The sequence below is a fragment of the Roseicella aerolata genome (assembly GCF_020523605.1).
In the GTDB taxonomy this organism is placed as follows: domain Bacteria; phylum Pseudomonadota; class Alphaproteobacteria; order Acetobacterales; family Acetobacteraceae; genus Paracraurococcus; species Paracraurococcus aerolatus.
Window position 1 is genome coordinate 23,163 of the sequence record NZ_JAJAQI010000031.1, and the last position, 17,474, is coordinate 40,636.

General features: G+C 73.6%; 15 protein-coding genes. 7 read left to right on the forward strand and 8 right to left on the reverse strand.

Features of this window, described 5'->3' with window-relative positions; translation table 11 throughout:
- Positions 1-20: 20 nt before the first annotated feature.
- A complete protein-coding gene (pncA, locus tag LHA35_RS18710; RefSeq protein WP_338050922.1) occupies positions 21-767 on the reverse strand; it encodes a bifunctional nicotinamidase/pyrazinamidase in 747 nt (248 codons plus the stop codon).
- Between the two features lie 159 nt (positions 768-926).
- On the opposite strand from pncA, the gene ggt reads away from it, so the two are divergent.
- Positions 927-2,654 (forward strand): gamma-glutamyltransferase, encoded by a 1,728-nt coding sequence (gene ggt / locus LHA35_RS18715; protein ID WP_226610867.1) that lies wholly within the window; start codon positions 927-929, stop codon positions 2,652-2,654.
- Between the two features lie 102 nt (positions 2,655-2,756).
- The gene (locus LHA35_RS18720; protein ID WP_226610869.1) at positions 2,757-4,070 is read left to right on the forward strand and encodes an NtaA/DmoA family FMN-dependent monooxygenase; all 1,314 of its coding nucleotides are present in this window, start codon (positions 2,757-2,759) and stop codon (positions 4,068-4,070) included.
- A 325-nt stretch (positions 4,071-4,395) separates the two neighbouring features.
- Here LHA35_RS18720 and LHA35_RS18725 read toward each other — a convergent pair whose 3' ends face one another.
- Complete coding sequence (locus LHA35_RS18725; RefSeq protein WP_338050923.1) at positions 4,396-5,070, reverse strand: substrate-binding domain-containing protein; 675 nt, start codon at positions 5,068-5,070, stop codon at positions 4,396-4,398.
- Positions 5,071-5,246: 176 nt separating this feature from the next.
- Between LHA35_RS18725 and LHA35_RS18730 the strand changes: the two genes are divergently transcribed.
- Both LHA35_RS18730 and LHA35_RS18735 read left to right on the forward strand, forming a co-directional pair.
- Entirely contained in the window at positions 5,247-6,218 is a 972-nt protein-coding gene (locus tag LHA35_RS18730) for a 2-hydroxyacid dehydrogenase (RefSeq protein ID WP_226610874.1), read from the forward strand.
- A gap of 385 nt (positions 6,219-6,603) precedes the next feature.
- A complete protein-coding gene (locus LHA35_RS18735) occupies positions 6,604-8,382 on the forward strand; it encodes an ABC transporter ATP-binding protein/permease (protein WP_226610876.1) in 1,779 nt (592 codons plus the stop codon).
- Between the two features lie 69 nt (positions 8,383-8,451).
- Here LHA35_RS18735 and LHA35_RS18740 read toward each other — a convergent pair whose 3' ends face one another.
- The 3 genes from LHA35_RS18740 to LHA35_RS18750 all read right to left on the reverse strand — a co-directional run bounded on the left by LHA35_RS18740 (position 8,452) and on the right by LHA35_RS18750 (position 10,948).
- Positions 8,452-8,604, reverse strand: coding sequence for a hypothetical protein (locus LHA35_RS18740; RefSeq protein ID WP_226610878.1), 153 nt, complete (start codon positions 8,602-8,604; stop codon positions 8,452-8,454).
- A gap of 12 nt (positions 8,605-8,616) precedes the next feature.
- Entirely contained in the window at positions 8,617-9,648 is a 1,032-nt protein-coding gene (locus LHA35_RS18745) for an LLM class flavin-dependent oxidoreductase (RefSeq protein ID WP_226610880.1), read from the reverse strand.
- 130 nt (positions 9,649-9,778) lie between these two features.
- Entirely contained in the window at positions 9,779-10,948 is a 1,170-nt protein-coding gene (locus LHA35_RS18750) for a YncE family protein (RefSeq protein ID WP_226610882.1), read from the reverse strand.
- 128 nt (positions 10,949-11,076) lie between these two features.
- On the opposite strand from LHA35_RS18750, the gene LHA35_RS18755 reads away from it, so the two are divergent.
- Both LHA35_RS18755 and LHA35_RS18760 read left to right on the forward strand, forming a co-directional pair.
- Positions 11,077-11,967 carry a 2-dehydro-3-deoxygalactonokinase gene (locus tag LHA35_RS18755; protein WP_226610884.1) on the forward strand — a complete coding sequence of 297 codons (891 nt, stop codon included), beginning with the start codon at positions 11,077-11,079 and terminating at the stop codon, positions 11,965-11,967.
- Complete coding sequence (locus LHA35_RS18760; protein WP_226610886.1) at positions 11,958-12,584, forward strand: 2-dehydro-3-deoxy-6-phosphogalactonate aldolase; 627 nt, start codon at positions 11,958-11,960, stop codon at positions 12,582-12,584. Before LHA35_RS18755 ends, LHA35_RS18760 begins: the two co-directional genes overlap by 10 nt.
- A 185-nt stretch (positions 12,585-12,769) precedes the next feature.
- Here LHA35_RS18760 and glpD read toward each other — a convergent pair whose 3' ends face one another.
- Complete coding sequence (glpD, locus tag LHA35_RS18765; RefSeq protein WP_226610888.1) at positions 12,770-14,275, reverse strand: glycerol-3-phosphate dehydrogenase; 1,506 nt, start codon at positions 14,273-14,275, stop codon at positions 12,770-12,772.
- 6 nt (positions 14,276-14,281) lie between these two features.
- Entirely contained in the window at positions 14,282-14,620 is a 339-nt protein-coding gene (locus tag LHA35_RS18770) for a hypothetical protein (RefSeq protein ID WP_226610890.1), read from the reverse strand.
- A 172-nt stretch (positions 14,621-14,792) separates the two neighbouring features.
- On the opposite strand from LHA35_RS18770, the gene LHA35_RS18775 reads away from it, so the two are divergent.
- Positions 14,793-16,172, forward strand: coding sequence for an MFS transporter (locus LHA35_RS18775; protein WP_226610892.1), 1,380 nt, complete (start codon positions 14,793-14,795; stop codon positions 16,170-16,172).
- Positions 16,173-16,189: 17 nt separating this feature from the next.
- Here LHA35_RS18775 and LHA35_RS18780 read toward each other — a convergent pair whose 3' ends face one another.
- Positions 16,190-17,431, reverse strand: coding sequence for an MFS transporter (locus LHA35_RS18780; RefSeq protein WP_226610894.1), 1,242 nt, complete (start codon positions 17,429-17,431; stop codon positions 16,190-16,192).
- Between the last annotated feature and the right edge of the window lie 43 nt (positions 17,432-17,474).

The following is a 17,474-nucleotide window of genomic DNA, read 5'->3' on the forward strand; positions in this document are numbered from 1 at the left end:
ACGCCCCTCCGCGATCCGCTCTAGGCAAAGGCGGCCGAGGTGACGAACTGCACGCCCGCCGCCGTCAGCCGGCGCTTCGCCGCGTCGATGGTGGTGCCGCCCTCCGCCGGCAGGCCGATGCCGCGGCAGGCATCCTCGATGACGAAGACGGCGTAGCCGAGCTTCACCGCATCCTCCGCCGACCAGGCCACGCAGTAATCCGTGGCGAGCCCGGCCAGGAACAGCCGTCTCATCCCGCGCGCCTGCAGCCAGCCATGCAGGCCCGTCGTCGTCCGCCGATCGTTCTCGAAGAAGGTGGAGTAGCTGTCGATCTCGCGGTGGAACCCCTTGCGCACGACCAGTTCGATCCGCGCCTGCGCCAGGTTCTTGTGGAGTTGCGCACTGGGGCTGCCCTGGATGCCGTGGTCCGGCCAGAGCGTCTGCGGGCCATAGGGCATCTCGATCGTCTCGAAGGGCTGCTTCCCGGGATGCGAGGAGGCGAAGGAGGAATGCCCGGCTGGATGCCAGTCCTGCGTCGCGAAGGCATGCAGGAAGGGGCCGGCGAGCAGCCGGTTGATCACCGGCACCACCGCGTCGCCATCCTGCACCGGCAACTCGCCGCCCGGCATGAAGGTGGGCTGGACATCGACGATGCCGAGGATGTCGGTGGCGGGATCGGGGGTGATGCCGGCCATGGTCGGGCTCCGATTCTGCGCATGGGCCTGGGAGAGGAGAGGGGCGGCAACGAGGGCGGCAATCGCCTCGCGGCGGGGCAGGGGATGCGGCACGGGCGGGCTCCTGCAGCGAGCCGGCCGAGGCTATAGCGGATCGCGTCCAGGACCGAAGGCCAATCCGCCGCACGCCCTCGCCGGGCGGAGGCCACGCACCCGTCTTGCGCACCCGGCCGCGCGGCGCGAGGCTCCTGGCGCATCGCAGGGGGGAACCGCATGACCGCAACCGGGTGGCGCAGCCGCGCCGGCACCGTCTTCGCGCCGGAGAAGCACCCCGCCACCGGCAGCCGCGGCATGGTGGTCACCAACCATCCGCTCGCCTCCGCCGCCGGGGCGGAGATGCTGGCCGAGGGCGGCAACGCGGTGGATGCCGGCATCGCCGCGCTCTTCGCCCTGACGGTGGTCGAGCCGATGATGGTGGGCCTGCTCGGCGGCGGCATGGCCCATCTCCGCCTGCCGGACGGCAGGCATACCGTGCTGGACGGGCTTTCCACCGTGCCCGCCGCGGGGCGGCCCGACATGTTCACCCCCGTCAGCCAGGACTGGCCGGCGGCGCTGGAGACGGTGGGGCGGGAGAATGCGGTCGGGCCGAAATCCGTCGCCGTGCCAGGCAACCTGCTGGCCTGGTGCGAGGCGCTGCGGCGCCATGGGCGGCTCTTCCTCGCGGATGTCATGGCGCCCGCCATCCGCCTGGCCAGGCGCGGCTTCGCCGTCACCCCCTACCTCGCCGAATGCATCGCGGAGGCGGCCGGGGACCTGTCGCGCGACCCCGCCATCGCGGCGGTGCTGCTGCCGGGCGGCACGCCGCTCCGCGCGGGCGAGCGGCTGGTGATCCCGGGACAGGCCGAGACGCTGGCCGCCATCGCGCAGGAAGGGCCCGGCGCGCTGCATGGCGGCGCTCTCGGCGCCGCGGTCGCGGCCGACATCGCCCGCCGCGGCGGGCTGCTGGGCGAGGCGGATCTGCGCGACGCGCGGCTGATCGAGCGTGCCCCGGTGCGCGGCACCTACCGGGGCGTCGAGGTGGTGGGGCCGCCACCGCCTTCCTCGGGCGGCGTGCATGTCCTCCAGATGCTGAACATCCTGGAGGGCTTCGACCTGCAGGCGCTCGGCTATGGCACGCCGGAGAGCTGCCACCTGATCGCCGAGGCGCTGAAGATCGCCTTTGCCGACCGCGCGGCCGCGACCGCCGATCCGGATTTCGTCGATGTCCCGGTCGCCCGGCTGCTGTCGGCCTCCTATGCGCAGGAGCGCCGCGCCCTGATCGACCGCGGCCGCGCCAGGGCCTGGCAGGCGGGCGTGCCGGCGGCCGGGGAAAGCCCCAACACCACCCACCTGACCGTCGCGGATGCCGAGGGGCACATCCTCTGCGCCACGCATACCATCAACAGCCTGTTCGGCGCCCGCTTCCTGGTCCCCGAGCTTGGGCTGATCCCGAACAACTACATGGCGCTGTTCGACCCGCGGCCGGGCCATGCGCTCTCCATCGCGCCGGGCAAGCGCATCTCCACCAGCCAGGCGCCCCTGGTCGCGCTGCGGGACGGCAGGCCCATCCTCGCCCTCGGCCTGCCCGGGGGCCTGCGCATCTTCGGTTCCGCCATGCAGGCGCTGATCAACATCCTCGACCACGGGATGAGCCTGCAGGAGGCGGTGGAGGCACCGCGCATCTGGACCCAGGGCCCGGGGGCGCAGGGGCCGCTGGAGGTGGAGGCGGGCCTCTCCGCCGCGACGCGGGACGGGCTGCGCGCGCTTGGCCATGATGTCGTCGCGCTGCCGCATGTGGCGGGCGGGATGTGCGCCATCGGCTTCCACCCGGACGGGCTGCTGGAAGGGGCGGCCTGCTGGCGGGCGGATGGCACGGCGATCGGCCTCGGCGGCGGGCTGGCGCGGGCCGGGGTGCGCTTCTGGCCGGATGCCGCGCGGCAGGGGCCTGCCCGGGGCACATGATGGCGGCGCGGAGGGGCGGCGCCGGCCGGGCCGGCTGAGACCCCATCCTGGCATGTCGCGTGCTAGCCTCCGCGCCAGTCCCCGGATGCGCGGAGCGGAACGATGAAACCCTTCCACCTCGGCTGGTTCCTGCAGGGCTCCTCCGTCCAGGCCTGGGCGGAGCCCTGGACCGGCGCCATCGGCCGCGACTGGATGGTGCCGGACCTGTTCTGCGACATGGCCCGCGCGCTGGAGCGCGCCTGCTTCGACTACATCCTGATCGAGGACAGCTCCTATGTGGGCGAGAGCTTCGGCGGCTCCACCGAGGTCTATCTGAAGCACGGCATCGCCGTGCCACGGCAGGACCCAGCCATCACCGCGACGCTGATGGCGGCCGCGACGACGCGCATCGGCATCGTGCCCACCTTCGCCACCTTCACCCATCCGCCCTATCTGCTGGCGCGGATGATCGCCTCGCTCGACCAGGTCAGCGCCGGCCGCATCGGCTGGAACATGGTGACCGGCAGCTCCGACGTGGCGGCGCGCAATTACGGGCTCGATCGCCTGCCGGAGCACGACCTGCGCTACGACATGGCGGATGAGTACATGCAGGTGGTGAACGGCCTCTGGGATTCCTGGGAGCCGGGGGCGATCCTGGCGGATGAGGCGAGCGGCGTGCTGGTGGACCACACCAGGGTGCATGCCGTCGATTTCGAGGGGCGCTGGTACCGCACCCATGGGCCACTCAATTCCGGCCCCTGCCCGCAGGGCAGGCCGGTGATCGCCCAGGCCGGCGGCAGCCCGCGCGGCAGGCAATTCGCCGCGCAGCATGCCGATACCATCGTCGCCAGCATGAAGGGCACGGCGGCGATGAAGGCCTATCGCGAGGATGTCCGCGCCCGCGCCGCGGCGGCGGGCCGCAACCCGGATCATGTGAAGCTGCTCTACCTGGTCAATCCCTGCCTGGGCGAGACCATGGAGGAAGCACGGGCGCGGCTCGCCGCGCGCAAGGCTCGGGCGGCGCAGCAGGTGCCGCAGCTGCTCGCCTTCTTCGGCAAGATCACCAATATCGACTTCACGAAATACGACCTGGATGCGCCGGTGGATACGCTGGACCTGCGCACCAACGGCCACCAGCAATCTCTGGACGATTTCCGGCGCGTGGCGGGCAAGAAGCCGCTGCGGGAGGCGCTGCTGGCCTATCGCGGCAGCAGCGGCTCCATCGAACTGGTGGGGACGCCGGATGCGGTGGCCGGGCAGATGGCGGAAGCCATGGAGGAGGTGGGCGGCGACGGCTTCCTGATCTCCATGTCCGATGTCAGCCGGCGCACCATCGCCGAGGTGGCCGACGGGCTGGTGCCGGCGCTGCAGCGCCGGGGCCTTGCGCGCCGGGCCTATGCGCATGCGCAGTTCCGCGACAACCTGCTGGAGTTCTGAGCGCGGGCCGGTTCATGCCAGCGGCCCGGCTGCGTGACCGCATCCGGGCAGGAGCGCCGCACTGGCGGCGGGCCACAGCCGAGGCCCCAACGAAGCGGAGCTTCGTCGGGTGCCCGGAGCGGCCCCGGCGCGGGCGCCAGCCCGCGCTGCCGGCGCCGATGATCGGAGCCTTTGGTATCATGCTTGGCGCATGACGTCCCGGCCTGCGGCCCGCGGAGCGGGCCGGGCGCGCGACTGCGCGCCGCGGCCGATGCCGCGAAGCCAAGGCCCGGAGGGCCGCCGGCGTTCGAGGCAGGACATGCGTCAGCATGTCCTGAGCCAGGTATCAGAAGGCCGGCTCCAGCCCGCCTTCCGCGAAGGTCGCGCGATGGGCCGGGGCGGCGAGGAAGGCCAGCAGCGCCCGCGCCGCCTCCGGCTGCCGCGCGCCGGCGAGGACGCCGCCCGAGAAGGTGGTGATGCCGGCAATTTCGGCCGGCAGCCGGCCGAGGATGTCGATCCCCGGCACCGCCATCAGCTCGCTCACCTGCTGCACCGCCAGCTCCGCCTCGCCGCGGGCGACGAGCGCGCCGGTGAGGCCTTCCGGGATGATGACCGCCTTGGCGTTCACCGCCGCCTCGATCCCGAGGCGGCGGATGAGGTCGGCGAAGAAGATGCCGCTGGCACCGGCCCGCGAATAGGCGATCGATCGCGCCGCCAGCAGCGTCCGGGTGACGGCGGCGGCCGAGCCGATATCCGGCCGCGGCGCGCCCGCGCGGACCGCGATCCCGACGAAGGAGCGCGCCAGATCCACGCGGCTGCCGGGCAGCAGCAGGCCGCGCGCCATCAGCGCCTCGATGGCCGTCTCGGTGAGGATGGCGAGATCCGCCGTCTCGCCTGCTGCCATGCGGCCGAGAAGGCTCTGGGTCGGGGCGAAATCGGCCGCGATGCGCAGCCCGGTCTCCTGCTCGAAGCGCGGCGCCAGCGCCCGCAGCGCTTCCATCACGCCGAGGGTGGAGAGCACCGTCAGCCCGGCTTCGGCGGGGGAATCGGCTATGCGCTTGGCGTCTTCCGTGGCGGCTGTCCGGGCCAGCGGTAGCCCGTGCCGCCGCGCGGCGGAAGCCCCGGCCGACCGGCGCCGGTCTTGACGGCCCCGGCGCTTCCCGCAGCATCGCCGCACGAGCCCCGGAGGAAACGAGCATGGCGCCCCGCATCCTGATGATGGACAATCCGCTCTCCGCGATGGAGATCGCGCGCGAGCTCGCGCCCCGCGGCATGGAGCTGGTCATCGCGCCGCTCGGCAGCCCGGAATTCCGGGCGGCGGCACCCAGGGCGGATTTCCTGGTCGGCTTCGGCAACCGCGCCATCGACGCCGAATTCTACCGCGCCGCGCCTGGGCTGAAGCTCTACCAGCTTCTCTCGGCCGGCTATGACACGGTGGATATCGCGGCGGCGCGGGCGGCCGGCATCCCCGTCTGCAACAATGGCGGCGCCAATTCCACGGCCGTGGCGGAACACGCGATCATGCTCATGCTCGCCACCTGCCGCCGCCTCGTCTGGCAGCATGCGAGCGTCGCCGCCGGCCGCTGGCGCGGCAATGACTTGGCGGGGACCAGGCTGTATGAGCTGCGCGACAAGACGCTCGGCATCGTCGGGCTGGGCGCCATCGGGAAGAAGGTGGCGCGGCTGGCCAATGCCTTCGGCATGCGGGTGCAGTACTACGACATCCGCCGCGTCTCGGAGGCCGAGGAGGATGCGCTCTCCATCCGCTTCCGGCTGCTGGGCGAGATCCTGCGCAGCTCCGACATCGTCTCCCTGCATGTGCCGCTGACGCCCGCCTCCCGCCACATGATCGGGGCGCCCGAGCTCGCGCAGATGAAGCCGACCGCCTATCTCATCAATACCTGCCGCGGCCCGGTGGTGGAGGAGGCCGCGCTGGTCGCGGCGCTGGCGGATGGCAGGATCGCCGGCGCCGGCCTCGATGTCTTCGACCAGGAGCCGCCGGCGGCGGACAACCCGCTCTTCCGCCTGCCGAATGTGGTGCTGACGCCGCATTTCGCCGGGCCCACCTGGGACAACCAGCAGGCGCGCTTCCGCAATGCCTTCGACAATTGCCAGCGCGTGGCGCGGGGCGAGAAGCCGCTCTGGGTGATCCCCGAACTCGCGGATTGAGGCGGGTTGCGGGAGGGGAGCTGCGATGCCCTCCCGCGCTCCGTGCCGCCGGCCGGGCCGGGGAATGCCGTGCCGGGCATGGCCATGGTGGCGGGAGCGCCGCCCGAGCCTCTCCCTCGAGGCGCAACCGCGGCGCCGCGTGACCACCGGCACAGCCTGACGCCCGTGCCGCTGCCAGAAACGCCTGGCAGGATTGCCACACTTGCCTTGTTGCTGCCCCATTTCAGCCGCATTTGAGTTGCGGCCTCACGTAGACGTGTATACTGCCTCCCATTCCAGGGCAACCGTTTGGGGAGTGTCGAATTTGGCCAGCGACCATCCGGACCGCTCCCCGCAGAGCTCACCCCCGAAGCCCCGGCAAGGCGCCCTCCGCCGCACCCTCCGCATGGCGCGCGGCTGGTACGGCTCCGAGGAGCGGCGCCTCGCCTGGGGCCTCACCGCCCTGGTGCTGGTGCTGACGCTGGCGCAGATCGGCACCGCGCTCCGGGTCAATGCCTGGCACGGCGACTTCTTCTCGTCCCTGGAGAAGCGTGACCAGGCGGTCATGGCCGTGCAGGCCTGGATCTTCCCGGCGCTCGCCCTGCTCACCATGGCGCTCGCGGTCGCCCAGCTCTGGGCGCGGCAGATACTGGCGCTCTCCTGGCGGCGCTGGCTGGTGCAGGACCTGCAGGGGCGCTGGGCCCGCGATGCCCGCAACTACCATATGGGCCTGCTGGCCGGCGCGGCCGACAACCCGGACCAGCGCATCAGCGAGAACACCCGCTGGGCCACGGCGATCGCGGTCGAACTCGGCACCAGCCTGCTCTACGCCGTGCTCAACCTGGTCTCCTTCGTCGGGCTGCTCTGGGCGCTCTCCTCGGCGGTCTCGGTCGGCGGGCTGGCGCTGCCGGGCGGCATGGTCGGCCTCGCCGTGCTCTATGCCGCCGGCGGCACGCTCCTGACCTGGCTCATCGGCCGGCCGCTGGTCGGCATCCACATGGCCCGCAACCAGGCCGAGGCGGATCACCGCTTCGCCCTTCTGCGCCTGCGCGAGAATGCCGAGGCGGTCGCCATGATCGGCGGCGGCGCGGATGAGGCGCGCGGGCTGAACGGCGCCTTCGGCCAGGTGGTCGGGGCGATGCACCGGATGCTGCGGCGCGAGCGGCACCTGATGTGGATCGGCTCCGGCTACGGCATGGTCGCCGCCGCCGTGCCGCTGCTGCTGGCCAGCCCGAGCTTCTTCGCCGGCGCCATCGGCCTCGGCGTGCTGGTCCAACTCGGCCAGGCCTTCGCCGAGGTGGTGAAGGCGCTGTCCTGGCTGCAGGAGCACTGGCCGCAGATCGCGGACTGGCGCAGCCATGTCGAGCGGATCGTGGCGCTGGAGGACAGCCTGGAGGACGCCGCCACGCTCGGCCGGCAGGGCGGCATCACCTTGGAGACGGGGGCGGAGGCGCTGGTGCTCGAGGGCATCACGCTGCGCAACCCCGCCGGCCGCATCCTGCTGGACCAGGCGAGCGCCAGGATCGGCGCGGGCGAGCGCGTGCTGATCCAGGGCGCGAGCGGCTGCGGCAAGAGCACGCTGTTCCGCGCCGCCGCCGGCCTCTGGCCCTGGGGCGAGGGCCGCATCGCCATGCCGGCGCGGGAGGAGACCATGCTGCTGCCGCAGCGGCCCTACCTGCCGCTCGGCACGCTGCGCGCCGCGGTCTGCTACCCGGCGGAGGCCGGGCGGTTCGGGGATGCGGCCATCGCGGCGGCGCTCACGCGCTGCGGCCTGCCGGCGCTTGCCGGACGGCTGGAGGAGGTGGGGCGCTGGGATCGCACCCTCTCGCTCGGGGAGCAGCAGCGCCTCGGCTTCGCCCGGCTGCTGCTGCACAGCCCGCGCTGGGTGCTGCTGGACGAGGCGACCTCGGCGCTGGACGAGGCGGCGGAGGCGAGCCTCATGCGGCTTTTCGAGCAGGAGATGGCGGGGGCGACGCTGGTCTCGATCGGCCACCGGCCGGGCCTCGCCCGCTGGCATGACCGGGTGCTGCGGCTGGAGGGCGGGCGGCTGTTATCGAGCAGCCTGCCGCCCCTGCCGGCGCCGGGCCGGGTGCGCGTGGCGCATGCCCATGCGGTGCCGGAGCAGCGGGTGGTGGCGCGGCCGGAGCGGGCCCGCGGCCTCGGGACCGTGCAGCCGGCCCGCTGACCCGGGCCGGTCCAGGCCGGGCTCCGGCCCGGACCGGGGGCAGCGGAGGGTATCCCCCCGCCGCCGCGCTCAGAGCTCGACCTTCCCCGTATGCAGCCGCATGCGCATGTGGTCCGGCACCTCCTGCCCCGCATCGGTGAAGGCCTTGCGCAGCGCGTTCATGCTCGGGCCGAAGATGCCGCTGCGATTCTCGCTGCACCATTCGCGGCTCTGCAGCGGCATGGTGAGCGAGCCCTAGAAGCGCGGCATGACCCAGCGGGCAAACAGCTCGTAGGACCGCAGCGTGTCCTCCCGGTTCGCCCATTCATGGGCGCGGAACAGCACCGCGCCGGCGCCGCCTTCCGTGTATTCCAGCAGCCGCTCGATGCCCCGTGCGATGGTATCGGGCGATCCCACCAGGGTGGTGCCCGCCTTCAGCCCGTCGCCCAGCGGGTCCTCGCTCCGCATCGGCGGGCGGCCCAGTGTCTCGCTGAAATAGGACAGCGTCTCCCGCCGCTCCCCATGCTTCACCTCGCGGAAGGCGCGCTCATCCTCCTCAGCGCAGTGCATGTTGACCACCAGGCGCCAGCCATCGCGCGGGATGGTCTTGCCGTGCTTCTCCGCCTCGCGCTCGCCCATGCGCCAGTGCTCGGCCAGCTTGGCATTGCCGCCCGGCAGCCCGGCGCCGAGCGACAGCAGGCCGACGCCGTGCTTGCCAGCGGTCAGCACGCCGGAGGGCGTGGTCGCCGAGGCGACGGCGATGTCGAAGCGCGGATAGGTGTAGGGGGCGAGGTGGAGGCGCGCCTCCTTCAGCTCGAACCAGTCGGTCTTCATGGTGACCGGCTCCTCGCAGGCGAGGAGCTGCATGATGGCGCCGAGGCTCTCATCCATCATGCGCCGCTGGTCCTCGGCCTTGATGCCCATCATGTAGGCATCCGAGACCAGCGCGCCCGGGCCGCAGCCCAGCATGGCGCGGCCGCGGGACATGTGGTCGAGCTGCACGAAGCGCTGCGCGACCAGGAAGGGGTGGTGGTAGGGCAGGCTGGTGACGCCCGAGCCCAGCCTGATGTGCCTGGTGCGCTCGAAGGCCGCGCCCATGAAGATCTCGGGGGAGGCGATGATCTCCCAGCCCGCCGAGTGGTGCTCGCCGATCCAGGCTTCGTCATAGCCCAGATGGTCCAACCACTGGATCAGCTCCATGTCGCGGCCGAGCGCCAGCGTCGGGTTGTCCCCGACCCGGTGGAAGGGCGCGAGGAAGATGCCGAAACGCAAGCCGCGATGGGCCATGACGATATGCCTTTCCTGGACCGTGATGGTGTTTCCGTTAGCAGGCTAAGGAGTGGGGCGGGCTTCGGTCAACCGGACGACTGACCACGCGCCCGGGGCAGGGGGGCGGCGGTTCGCCCCCAAGGGGCTCCTACCGCCCCGCCCGCTGCACGATGCCGAGCGCGGCCGAGCCGCCCGAGACCCTGAGGCGCGGCCCGCCCTCCGAGAGCCGGCCATCCTCGCCGACGCGCAGGACGGAGATGTCCTTCTCCACCATGTTGCCGACGAAGAGGGTCCGCCCATCCGGCGCGAAGGCGGCCCCCTGCGCCCAGGCGCCGACCCTTGCCTCCGAGACCATGGTCAGGCGCATCTGCTCCACCCGCAGCAGGCGCACCAGGCCGGGGCCGTGGAAGGGCGAGTCCTTCGGCTTGTTGGAGCCGTTCATCACCGTCACCGCCACATGCCGCCCGTCCGGGCTGGCCGTGACCCCTTCCGGCGTCTGGCCGACGCTGATCGTGTCCACCACGCGATAGGGCTCGCGCGTCAGGTCCACTAGGCTGACCGTATCGGCATCGCCGGTGCCGCGGCCGAGATTGGCGACGACCGCCCAGCGGCCATCGGGCGCGACCGAGAGGCCATAGGGCCGGACGCCCGTGGTGATCTCCCGGTCCAGCTTCACCACCCGCTCGCCATCGATCTGCAGCACGTTCAGCATGTGGTCGCCGTTGCGGGTGACGAGCGCATGGCGCCCGTCCGGGGCGAAGGCGACATGGCTCACTTCGGCCGAGACCGGGCCGATATCGACCTTGCCATGCGGCGTCACCTGGCCATGGTGGATGCGGAAGATGCTGACCGTGCCCTCCGCCCGGTTGGCGACGAGGGCCATGCTGCCGGCGCGGTTGATGGAGACGCCGGCGGGGCCTGCGCCGGTCGGCAGCGTGGCGAGGATGCGCGGCGGCGCGGCGGCGAGGTCGATGACCGCCATGGTGTTGCCGGGGACGAGGCGGCCCGGTTCGGCCGGGTTGGGCCGCTGGTTCGCGGTGACGAGCGCGAGGCGCTCATCCGGCGTGATGGCGACGGAATTGGGCGGGCCGACCACGCTGGCCGGCACCGCGATCTCTGCCCGCAGCGCGGGCGGGCTGGCCGAGAGGTCGAAGATCGAGAGGGTGTCGGGCTGCGGCTCCCGCAGGATCCGGACCACGCCGTTCTCCAGCACCACCTTGTTGTCGTTGGCGGAGAGCAGGAGGTGCGCCTGGCCAGGGGGCGCAGGGATGGCCGCGAGGGCGAACGCGGCGATGCCAGCGAGCAGCAGGCGTTTCATCCGTGGCAGCCTCCCAGGATCATTTCAGGGAGTGTCGGGTGTGGCGGGCGAGGTGTCCAGCGCCCGGCGCCGCCGCCGCATCCGCCTCGAGCATTGCGCGCCTCCGGCGTTTGGCGCAGATCGTCGCGATGATCGGCATCGACTGGGGCACCACCTCCTTCCGCGCCTACCGCCTCGATGCGCAGGGCGCCGTCCTCGACAGCCTGGACCGCGAGGGCGGGATCCTCACCGTCCCGTCCGGCGGCTTCCCCGAGGCGCTGCGCGCCGCCATCGGCCCCTGGCTGGCGGCGGGGGAGACCCGCGTGCTGCTCTGCGGCATGGTCGGCAGCCGCCAGGGCTGGCAGGAGGCACCCTACCTGCCCTGTCCCGCCGGCCCGGCCGAGATCGCCGCCGCCGTCGTGCCGCTGGCCTTCGAAGGCGCCACCTGCCGCCTCGTCCCAGGGCTCACCGCCCGCGACGCGGCCGGCGTGCCGGATGTGATGCGGGGCGAGGAGACCAAGCTGGTCGGCCTGCTGGCCGTGCTGGGCGGGGCGGAGGCGCTGGTCTGCCTGCCCGGCACGCACAGCAAATGGGCGCGGCTCGCGGGCGGCCGCATCGCCGGCTTCGCCACCCAGTTCACCGGAGAGACGCGCGCCGTGCTGCTGCAGCACAGCATCCTCGGCCGCCTCGCCGAGCCGGGGCCGGCCTCGGACGCGGCCTTCCTGCGCGGCGTCCGGCGCGCGCGGGAGCCGGGCGGGCTGCTCCACCACCTCTTCGGCACCCGTGCCCTCGGGCTCCTGGGCGATCTCGCGCCGGCCGATACGGCCAGCTACCTCTCCGGCCTGCTGATCGGGCACGAGTTGCAGGCGGTGCTGGCGGAGGGCGCGCCGGCCGGGCCCATCCACCTCGCCGGCAGCGAAACCCTGGCCCGGGCCTATGCGCTGGCCTTCGCGGAACACGGCCTCGGCTACCGTCGCCATGCCGATGACATCGTGGCGCGCGGCCTCGCCCTCATCGCGGAGACGATCCCATGGCCCTGACGCTGACCGATTGGCTCGCCCGCTGCCCGCTGGTTGCCATCCTGCGCGGCGTGACGCCGGCGGAGGCGGTGCCGGTGGGGGAGGCGCTGGTGAAGGCCGGCATCGCCGTGCTGGAAGTGCCGCTGAACTCGCCCGAGCCGATCGAGAGCATCCGCCGCCTGGCGCATCACTTCGGCGACCGGGCACTGGTCGGCGCCGGCACGGTGATGACCGCGGCGCAGGTCAGCGAGATCTGCTCGGCCGGCGGCCAGCTGATGGTGACGCCGCATGCCGATCCGGAACTGGTGCGGGTGGCGAAGGCCCACCGGCTGCTGGCGGTGCCCGGCTTCTTCACCCCGGACGAGGCCTTCTCGCTGCTCGCGGCCGGCGCCGATGCGCTGAAGCTCTTCCCGGCCGAGGCCGCTTCGCCCGCCGTGCTGCGGGCGCTGCTGGCGGTGCTGCCGAAGGGCACGGCGGTGCTGCCCGTGGGCGGCATGGCGGCCGAGACCATCGGGCCCTGGTGCGCGGCGGGCGCGGCCGGATTCGGCATCGGCTCCTCGCTCTACAAGCCGGGCGATACCGCCGCCGCCGTCGCGGAGAAGGCGAAGGCCCTCGTCAAGGTCCTGCACGGCGGCTGAACCGGTCTCGCGCCGGGGGCAGCGGGGCGCGGCCGTCATCCCCGGTGGCGGCTGCGGCCGCTGCGCCGCTTCCGGGGGCCGGAGCTTCAGCGGATTGCGTTCCTGTCTGAACGCCGGTCCGCTGGCGTTCCTTGATGTCGAGCAGCTTCACGCTTCCGGACGTTCACGCCCATCCGCGATCTGCTCTACCGCGCCGCCGTGACCGCCGCCTCGCCGAGCGCCGCGCGCAGCCTGGCCTGGCCGGCCGCATCCATGTGCAGGCCGAGCCTGGAGCGCCGCCACAGCACATCCTCCGCCGTCCGGGCCCATTCGCGCTCCACCAGCCAGGCCAGCTCGCGCCCGGTGAGGCCGGCGCCGAAGGCCTCGCCCAGGCCGGCGAGGGAGGTCGCGCCGTCCAGCACCGCGTCGAGCTCCGACCCATAGGCCCGCACCATGCGCCGCAGCATGGCGGGCGGCAGCCAGGGATGCCGGCGCGCCGCCTCTGCCTCGAAGCCCGGCAGGTCGCAGCCGCCGAATTCCCCGCCCGGCAGCGGCGCCGTCCCGGTCCAGGGCGTGCCGGCGCGGCCGAGCGCGGCGCCGATCCGCCCCACCGCCTCCTCCGCCAGCCGCCGGTAGGTGGTGATCTTGCCGCCATAGACGGTCAGCAGCGGCGCCGCGCCGGGTGGCGCATCGGCCTTCAGCACATAGTCGCGGGTGACCGCGGAGGGGTTGTCGGCGCCGTCGTCATGCAGCGGCCGGACGCCGGAATAGGTCCAGACGACCTCGGACGGGTCGGGCGCGCGGCGGAATTGCCGCCCGACCGCGGCGCAGAGATAGGCGGCCTCCTCCGGGCTGCAGCGCGCCTCCCGCGCATCGCCCGCATGCGGGACGTCCGTGGTGCCGATGAGGGAGAAGCGCCCCTCATAGGGGATGACGAAGACCACGCGGCGGTCATCGTTCTGCAGGATATAGGCTTGCTCGCCCTGGTAGAGCGCGGGCAGGACGATATGGCTGCCGCGGACCAGCCGTACCCGGTCCCTCGCCGTCGCCCGGGCGGCGGCCTGCGCCTGCATCACCCAGGGGCCGGCGGCATTGACCAGGGCGCGGGCCCGCACTTGGCGCTCCCCGCCCGCGGCGTCGCGCAGCCGGCAGGTCCAACCCCCGGCATCCCGCTCGGCCCCGAGGAATTCCGTGCGCACCAGCACCGCCGCCCCGCGCGCCGCCGCGTCGCGGGCATTGAGGACGACCAGCCGGCTGTCCTCCACCCAGCAATCGGAATAGGCGAAGGCGTCGGTGATCTCCTCCCGCAGCGGCGCGCCATAGGGGTGGCGGCGCAGCGCGATGCCCTCCGCCCCCGGCAGGCTGACGCGCCGCGCCAGGTGGTCGTAGAGGAAGAGCCCGGCGCGGATCATCCAGCGCGGCCGCATCTCCGGCCGGTGCGGCAGGACGAAGCGCATCGGCCAGACGATGTGCGGCGCGATGCGCAGCAGCACCTCGCGCTCCGCCAGCGCCTCCCGCACCAGGCGGAACTCGTACTGCTCGAGATAGCGCAGCCCGCCATGGATCAGCTTGGAGGAGGCGGAGGAGGTGGCGCCGCCCAGGTCGCCCCGCTCCACCAGGCAGGTCGAGAGGCCACGGCCCTGGGCGTCGCGCGCGATGCCCGCGCCGTTGATGCCGCCGCCGATGACGAGGAGGTCGAAGCGGTCCTGCATGCCGGATCAGCGCCGGGCGGAGAGGGCGGGCGCGATGCGCCGTCCGGTGCCGATGGCATCCGGCCCCCGTGCCGCCCCGCGCCGCAGGGTGGCGGCGAAGCGCGCCAGTGCGGCAAGCGCGTCCTGCCCGCGACGGGAGGGCGCCGGACGCGCCGCGCCACGGGCCGGGGCGGCCCCGGCCGCCACGCGGCGGGTGGTGACACGGCAGGGCCGCGCGGCGCGGTCGCCCCGGACCGTCGCGGCCGGGCGTGCGGCCCCGCGCTGCCCGCAATCGGCATCGCGTCCGGCCGGATGGTGGCGGTGGCGCTGCGCCCTGGCCGGCGCGCCTTCGGTCCTGCGGGGCATGGCCGGACCATGCCACAACCCGCTCCCGGTTGTCAGGCACGGCTCCGCGCTCACGCCCCGCTCGCGGCATGTGGCGCAGGCCCCTCTTCCGGCATGGCCGCCCGGCGCGCCACACTGGCGCCATGGGGAACGGATGGTCTCGCCGGCGGGCCGGCAGGTGAGGGGCGGCGCGTTGTGGCGGCTTCTGCTGGTCGGCTTCGGCACGCTGGTCGTGCCGCTCGACACCGCGCTCAACATCGCCTTCCCGCCGATCACCCGGCATTTCGGCCTGGCATTGCCGGAGATCCAGTGGGTCGTCGTCTGCTATGTGCTGACCTATGGCAGCCTGATGCTGGGCATCGGCCGGCTGGGTGACATCTTCGGCCATGCGCTGGTCTTCCGCCTGGGGCTGGCCGGCAGCGCGGTCTCCCTGCTGCTCTGCGCCGCCTCGCCGAGCTACGGGTGGCTGCTGGGCTTCCGGGTGGCGCAGGGGGTGGCGGCGGCGCTGGTCATCAGCTGCGGCCCGGCCCTGGTCACCGCCCTGTTCCCGGAGGCGCAGCGCGGCCGGGTGCTCGGCCTCTATGCGCTGATGTTCGCCGCCGGCGGGGTGCTCGGCCCCTTGCTCGGCGGGGCGCTGGTGGCGGCCTGGGGCTGGCCGGCGGTGTTCTGGTTCCGCGCCCCGATCGCCCTGCTCGCCCTGTTGCTGCTGCGCGGACTGCCGGCTCCGCCGCCTGCCGGGGCGCGCGAGCCCTTCGACCTGCCGGGTGCCGTGCTGCTGGCGCTTGCGATCGGCAGCCTGCTGCTGGCGGTGAACCAGGCGCGCCATCTGGGGCAGGGCGGCGTCGCGGCCCTGCCGCTGGCGGCACTGTTCCTCGCGGCGCTGGCCGGCTTCCTGCGGCGCAGCCGCAGCGCGCCCCGCCCGATCATCGCTCTCTCGCATTTCCGCCGTCCCGGCTTCGCCCGGGTGAATGCCGGCAATGCGCTGGTGAACCTGGCCGGTTTCGCCGTGCTGCTGCTCGTGCCCTACTACCTCGCGGGCGTCGCCGGGCTGCCGACGGCGCTGGCCGGGCTGGTGCTGGCGGCCTCGCCCGGCGGCACGATGCTCGCCGCCGCGCCGGCCGGCTGGCTGCTGGCGCGCATGCCGGCCTGGCGGATGGTGCAGCTCGGCGTCGCGCTCAGCGGCGCGGGGCTTGGCCTGGTCGCGCTCTGGGGGCCGGGCAGCCCGCCGGCGCTGCTCCTGCTCTCCCTGCTGCTGCACGGTGCCGGCCAGGGGCTGGTGCAGGTGGGCTATACCGAGATCGTCACCGCCACCCTGCCGCGGCAGGACCGCGGCGTGGCGGGCAGCCTGGCCATGATGACCCGGACCCTTGGCGTCGTCAGCGCGGCCTCCCTCCTCACCCTCTGGTTCGAGGTCTGGCAGGCGGCCGCCCGCGCCGGGGGCGCGGGACCGGCGGAGGCCTTCCTGCATGGCTTCGGCGCCGCCTTCGCCCTGGCGGCGGCCCTGTGCGGCCTGGTGCTGGCGCTGCTGCTGCCGCGGCCCGCCTCGGGGGAGGTCCGGCAGCCGTGGGGATAGCGCTGCCCGGGCGGGCTCTACCGCCAGATCGCGTGCCGCCAGCGCCAGGCGATCGCGGCGGTCGCCAGCAGCCCGAAGCCGGCATAGAGCGTAGCGGTGGCGGCGAAGCCCAGCCGCGCGATGCCCGGGCCCGCCAGCAGCAGCCCGACCGGCATGCCGTAGATCGCCAGTATCCGCAGCCCCATCATCCGGCCGCGGAAGGCGGCGGCGGTGATGCGCAGGATCAGCACCGACATCGGCACCATGCAGAGACTCTGGGCGAAGCCGGCCAGCAGCAACAGCGCCATGCCCGCCGGCGCCGTCTCCACCCGGGCGAAGGCCAGCAGCAGGCCGAACCAGGCCCCGGCCGCCAGCAGCATCACCCGTGCCGGCCGCTCCCCCACCCCGCGCAGGCTGAGCAGCAGGGAACCGAGCAGCGCGCCGCCGGCGAAGCAGGCGACGAGCGTGCCGAGCCCGGTGCGGTCGAGCCCGTAGACATCCCGCGCCACATGCGGCAGCAGCCCGCCGGAGAGCGGGTAGGCGGCGAAATTCGCCAGGAAGGCCAGCCAGAGCGCCGCCAGCAGCGCCGGCGTCGCGCGGGCATGGGCGAAGCCCTCCCCCAGCTCCCGCCAGGTGGAGAGCAGCGAGGCCGGCAGGCGCGGCCCGTCCATCCGCGGCGGCTCCCGCGTGCCGAGGGTGAGCAGCAGGCTGGCGAGGTAGAGCCCGGCCACCGCGAGATAGGCCGGCCCCAGGCCGAGCAGGGTCACGAGGCCGGCGCCGGCGAGGGCGCCGACGATGCGGGCGGAATCCATGCTGACCCGCGCCACTCCCATGGCCCTGGCGAGCAGCGCCGGCGGCATGGTCGCGCCGATCAGCGCGTTGCGCACCCCGATATCGGAGGGCCGCACCAGCCCGGCCAGGGCGGCGATGACGAAGACCGCCGCCGGGTGCAGCCGCCCCGTCAGGGCGAGCGCGGCGAGGCAGGCGGCCAGCAGCAGATAGGCGGCGCGCATGGCGGCCAGCACGGTGCGGTGCCCCAGCCGGTCGCCCGCCACCCCGAAGAGCGGCGAGACCAGCGTGCCGGTGAATTGCAGGGCGCCGAAGGCGGTGAGCCAGAGGACGGATCCCGTCTCGGTCAGCACATACCAGCCGAGCACCAGCGTCTCCATCTCGAAGGCCCAGGAGACGGCGAGGTCGGCGGGCCACTGGAAGCGGAAGCTGCGCTGGGAAAAGGGCGACCGGGCGGCCGCGGGCATGGTCTCGGGATCCGGCCCGCTCATGGCCGCGCCCTGCTGGACATCCGGTTTCCTCCCTCCGCGGGCC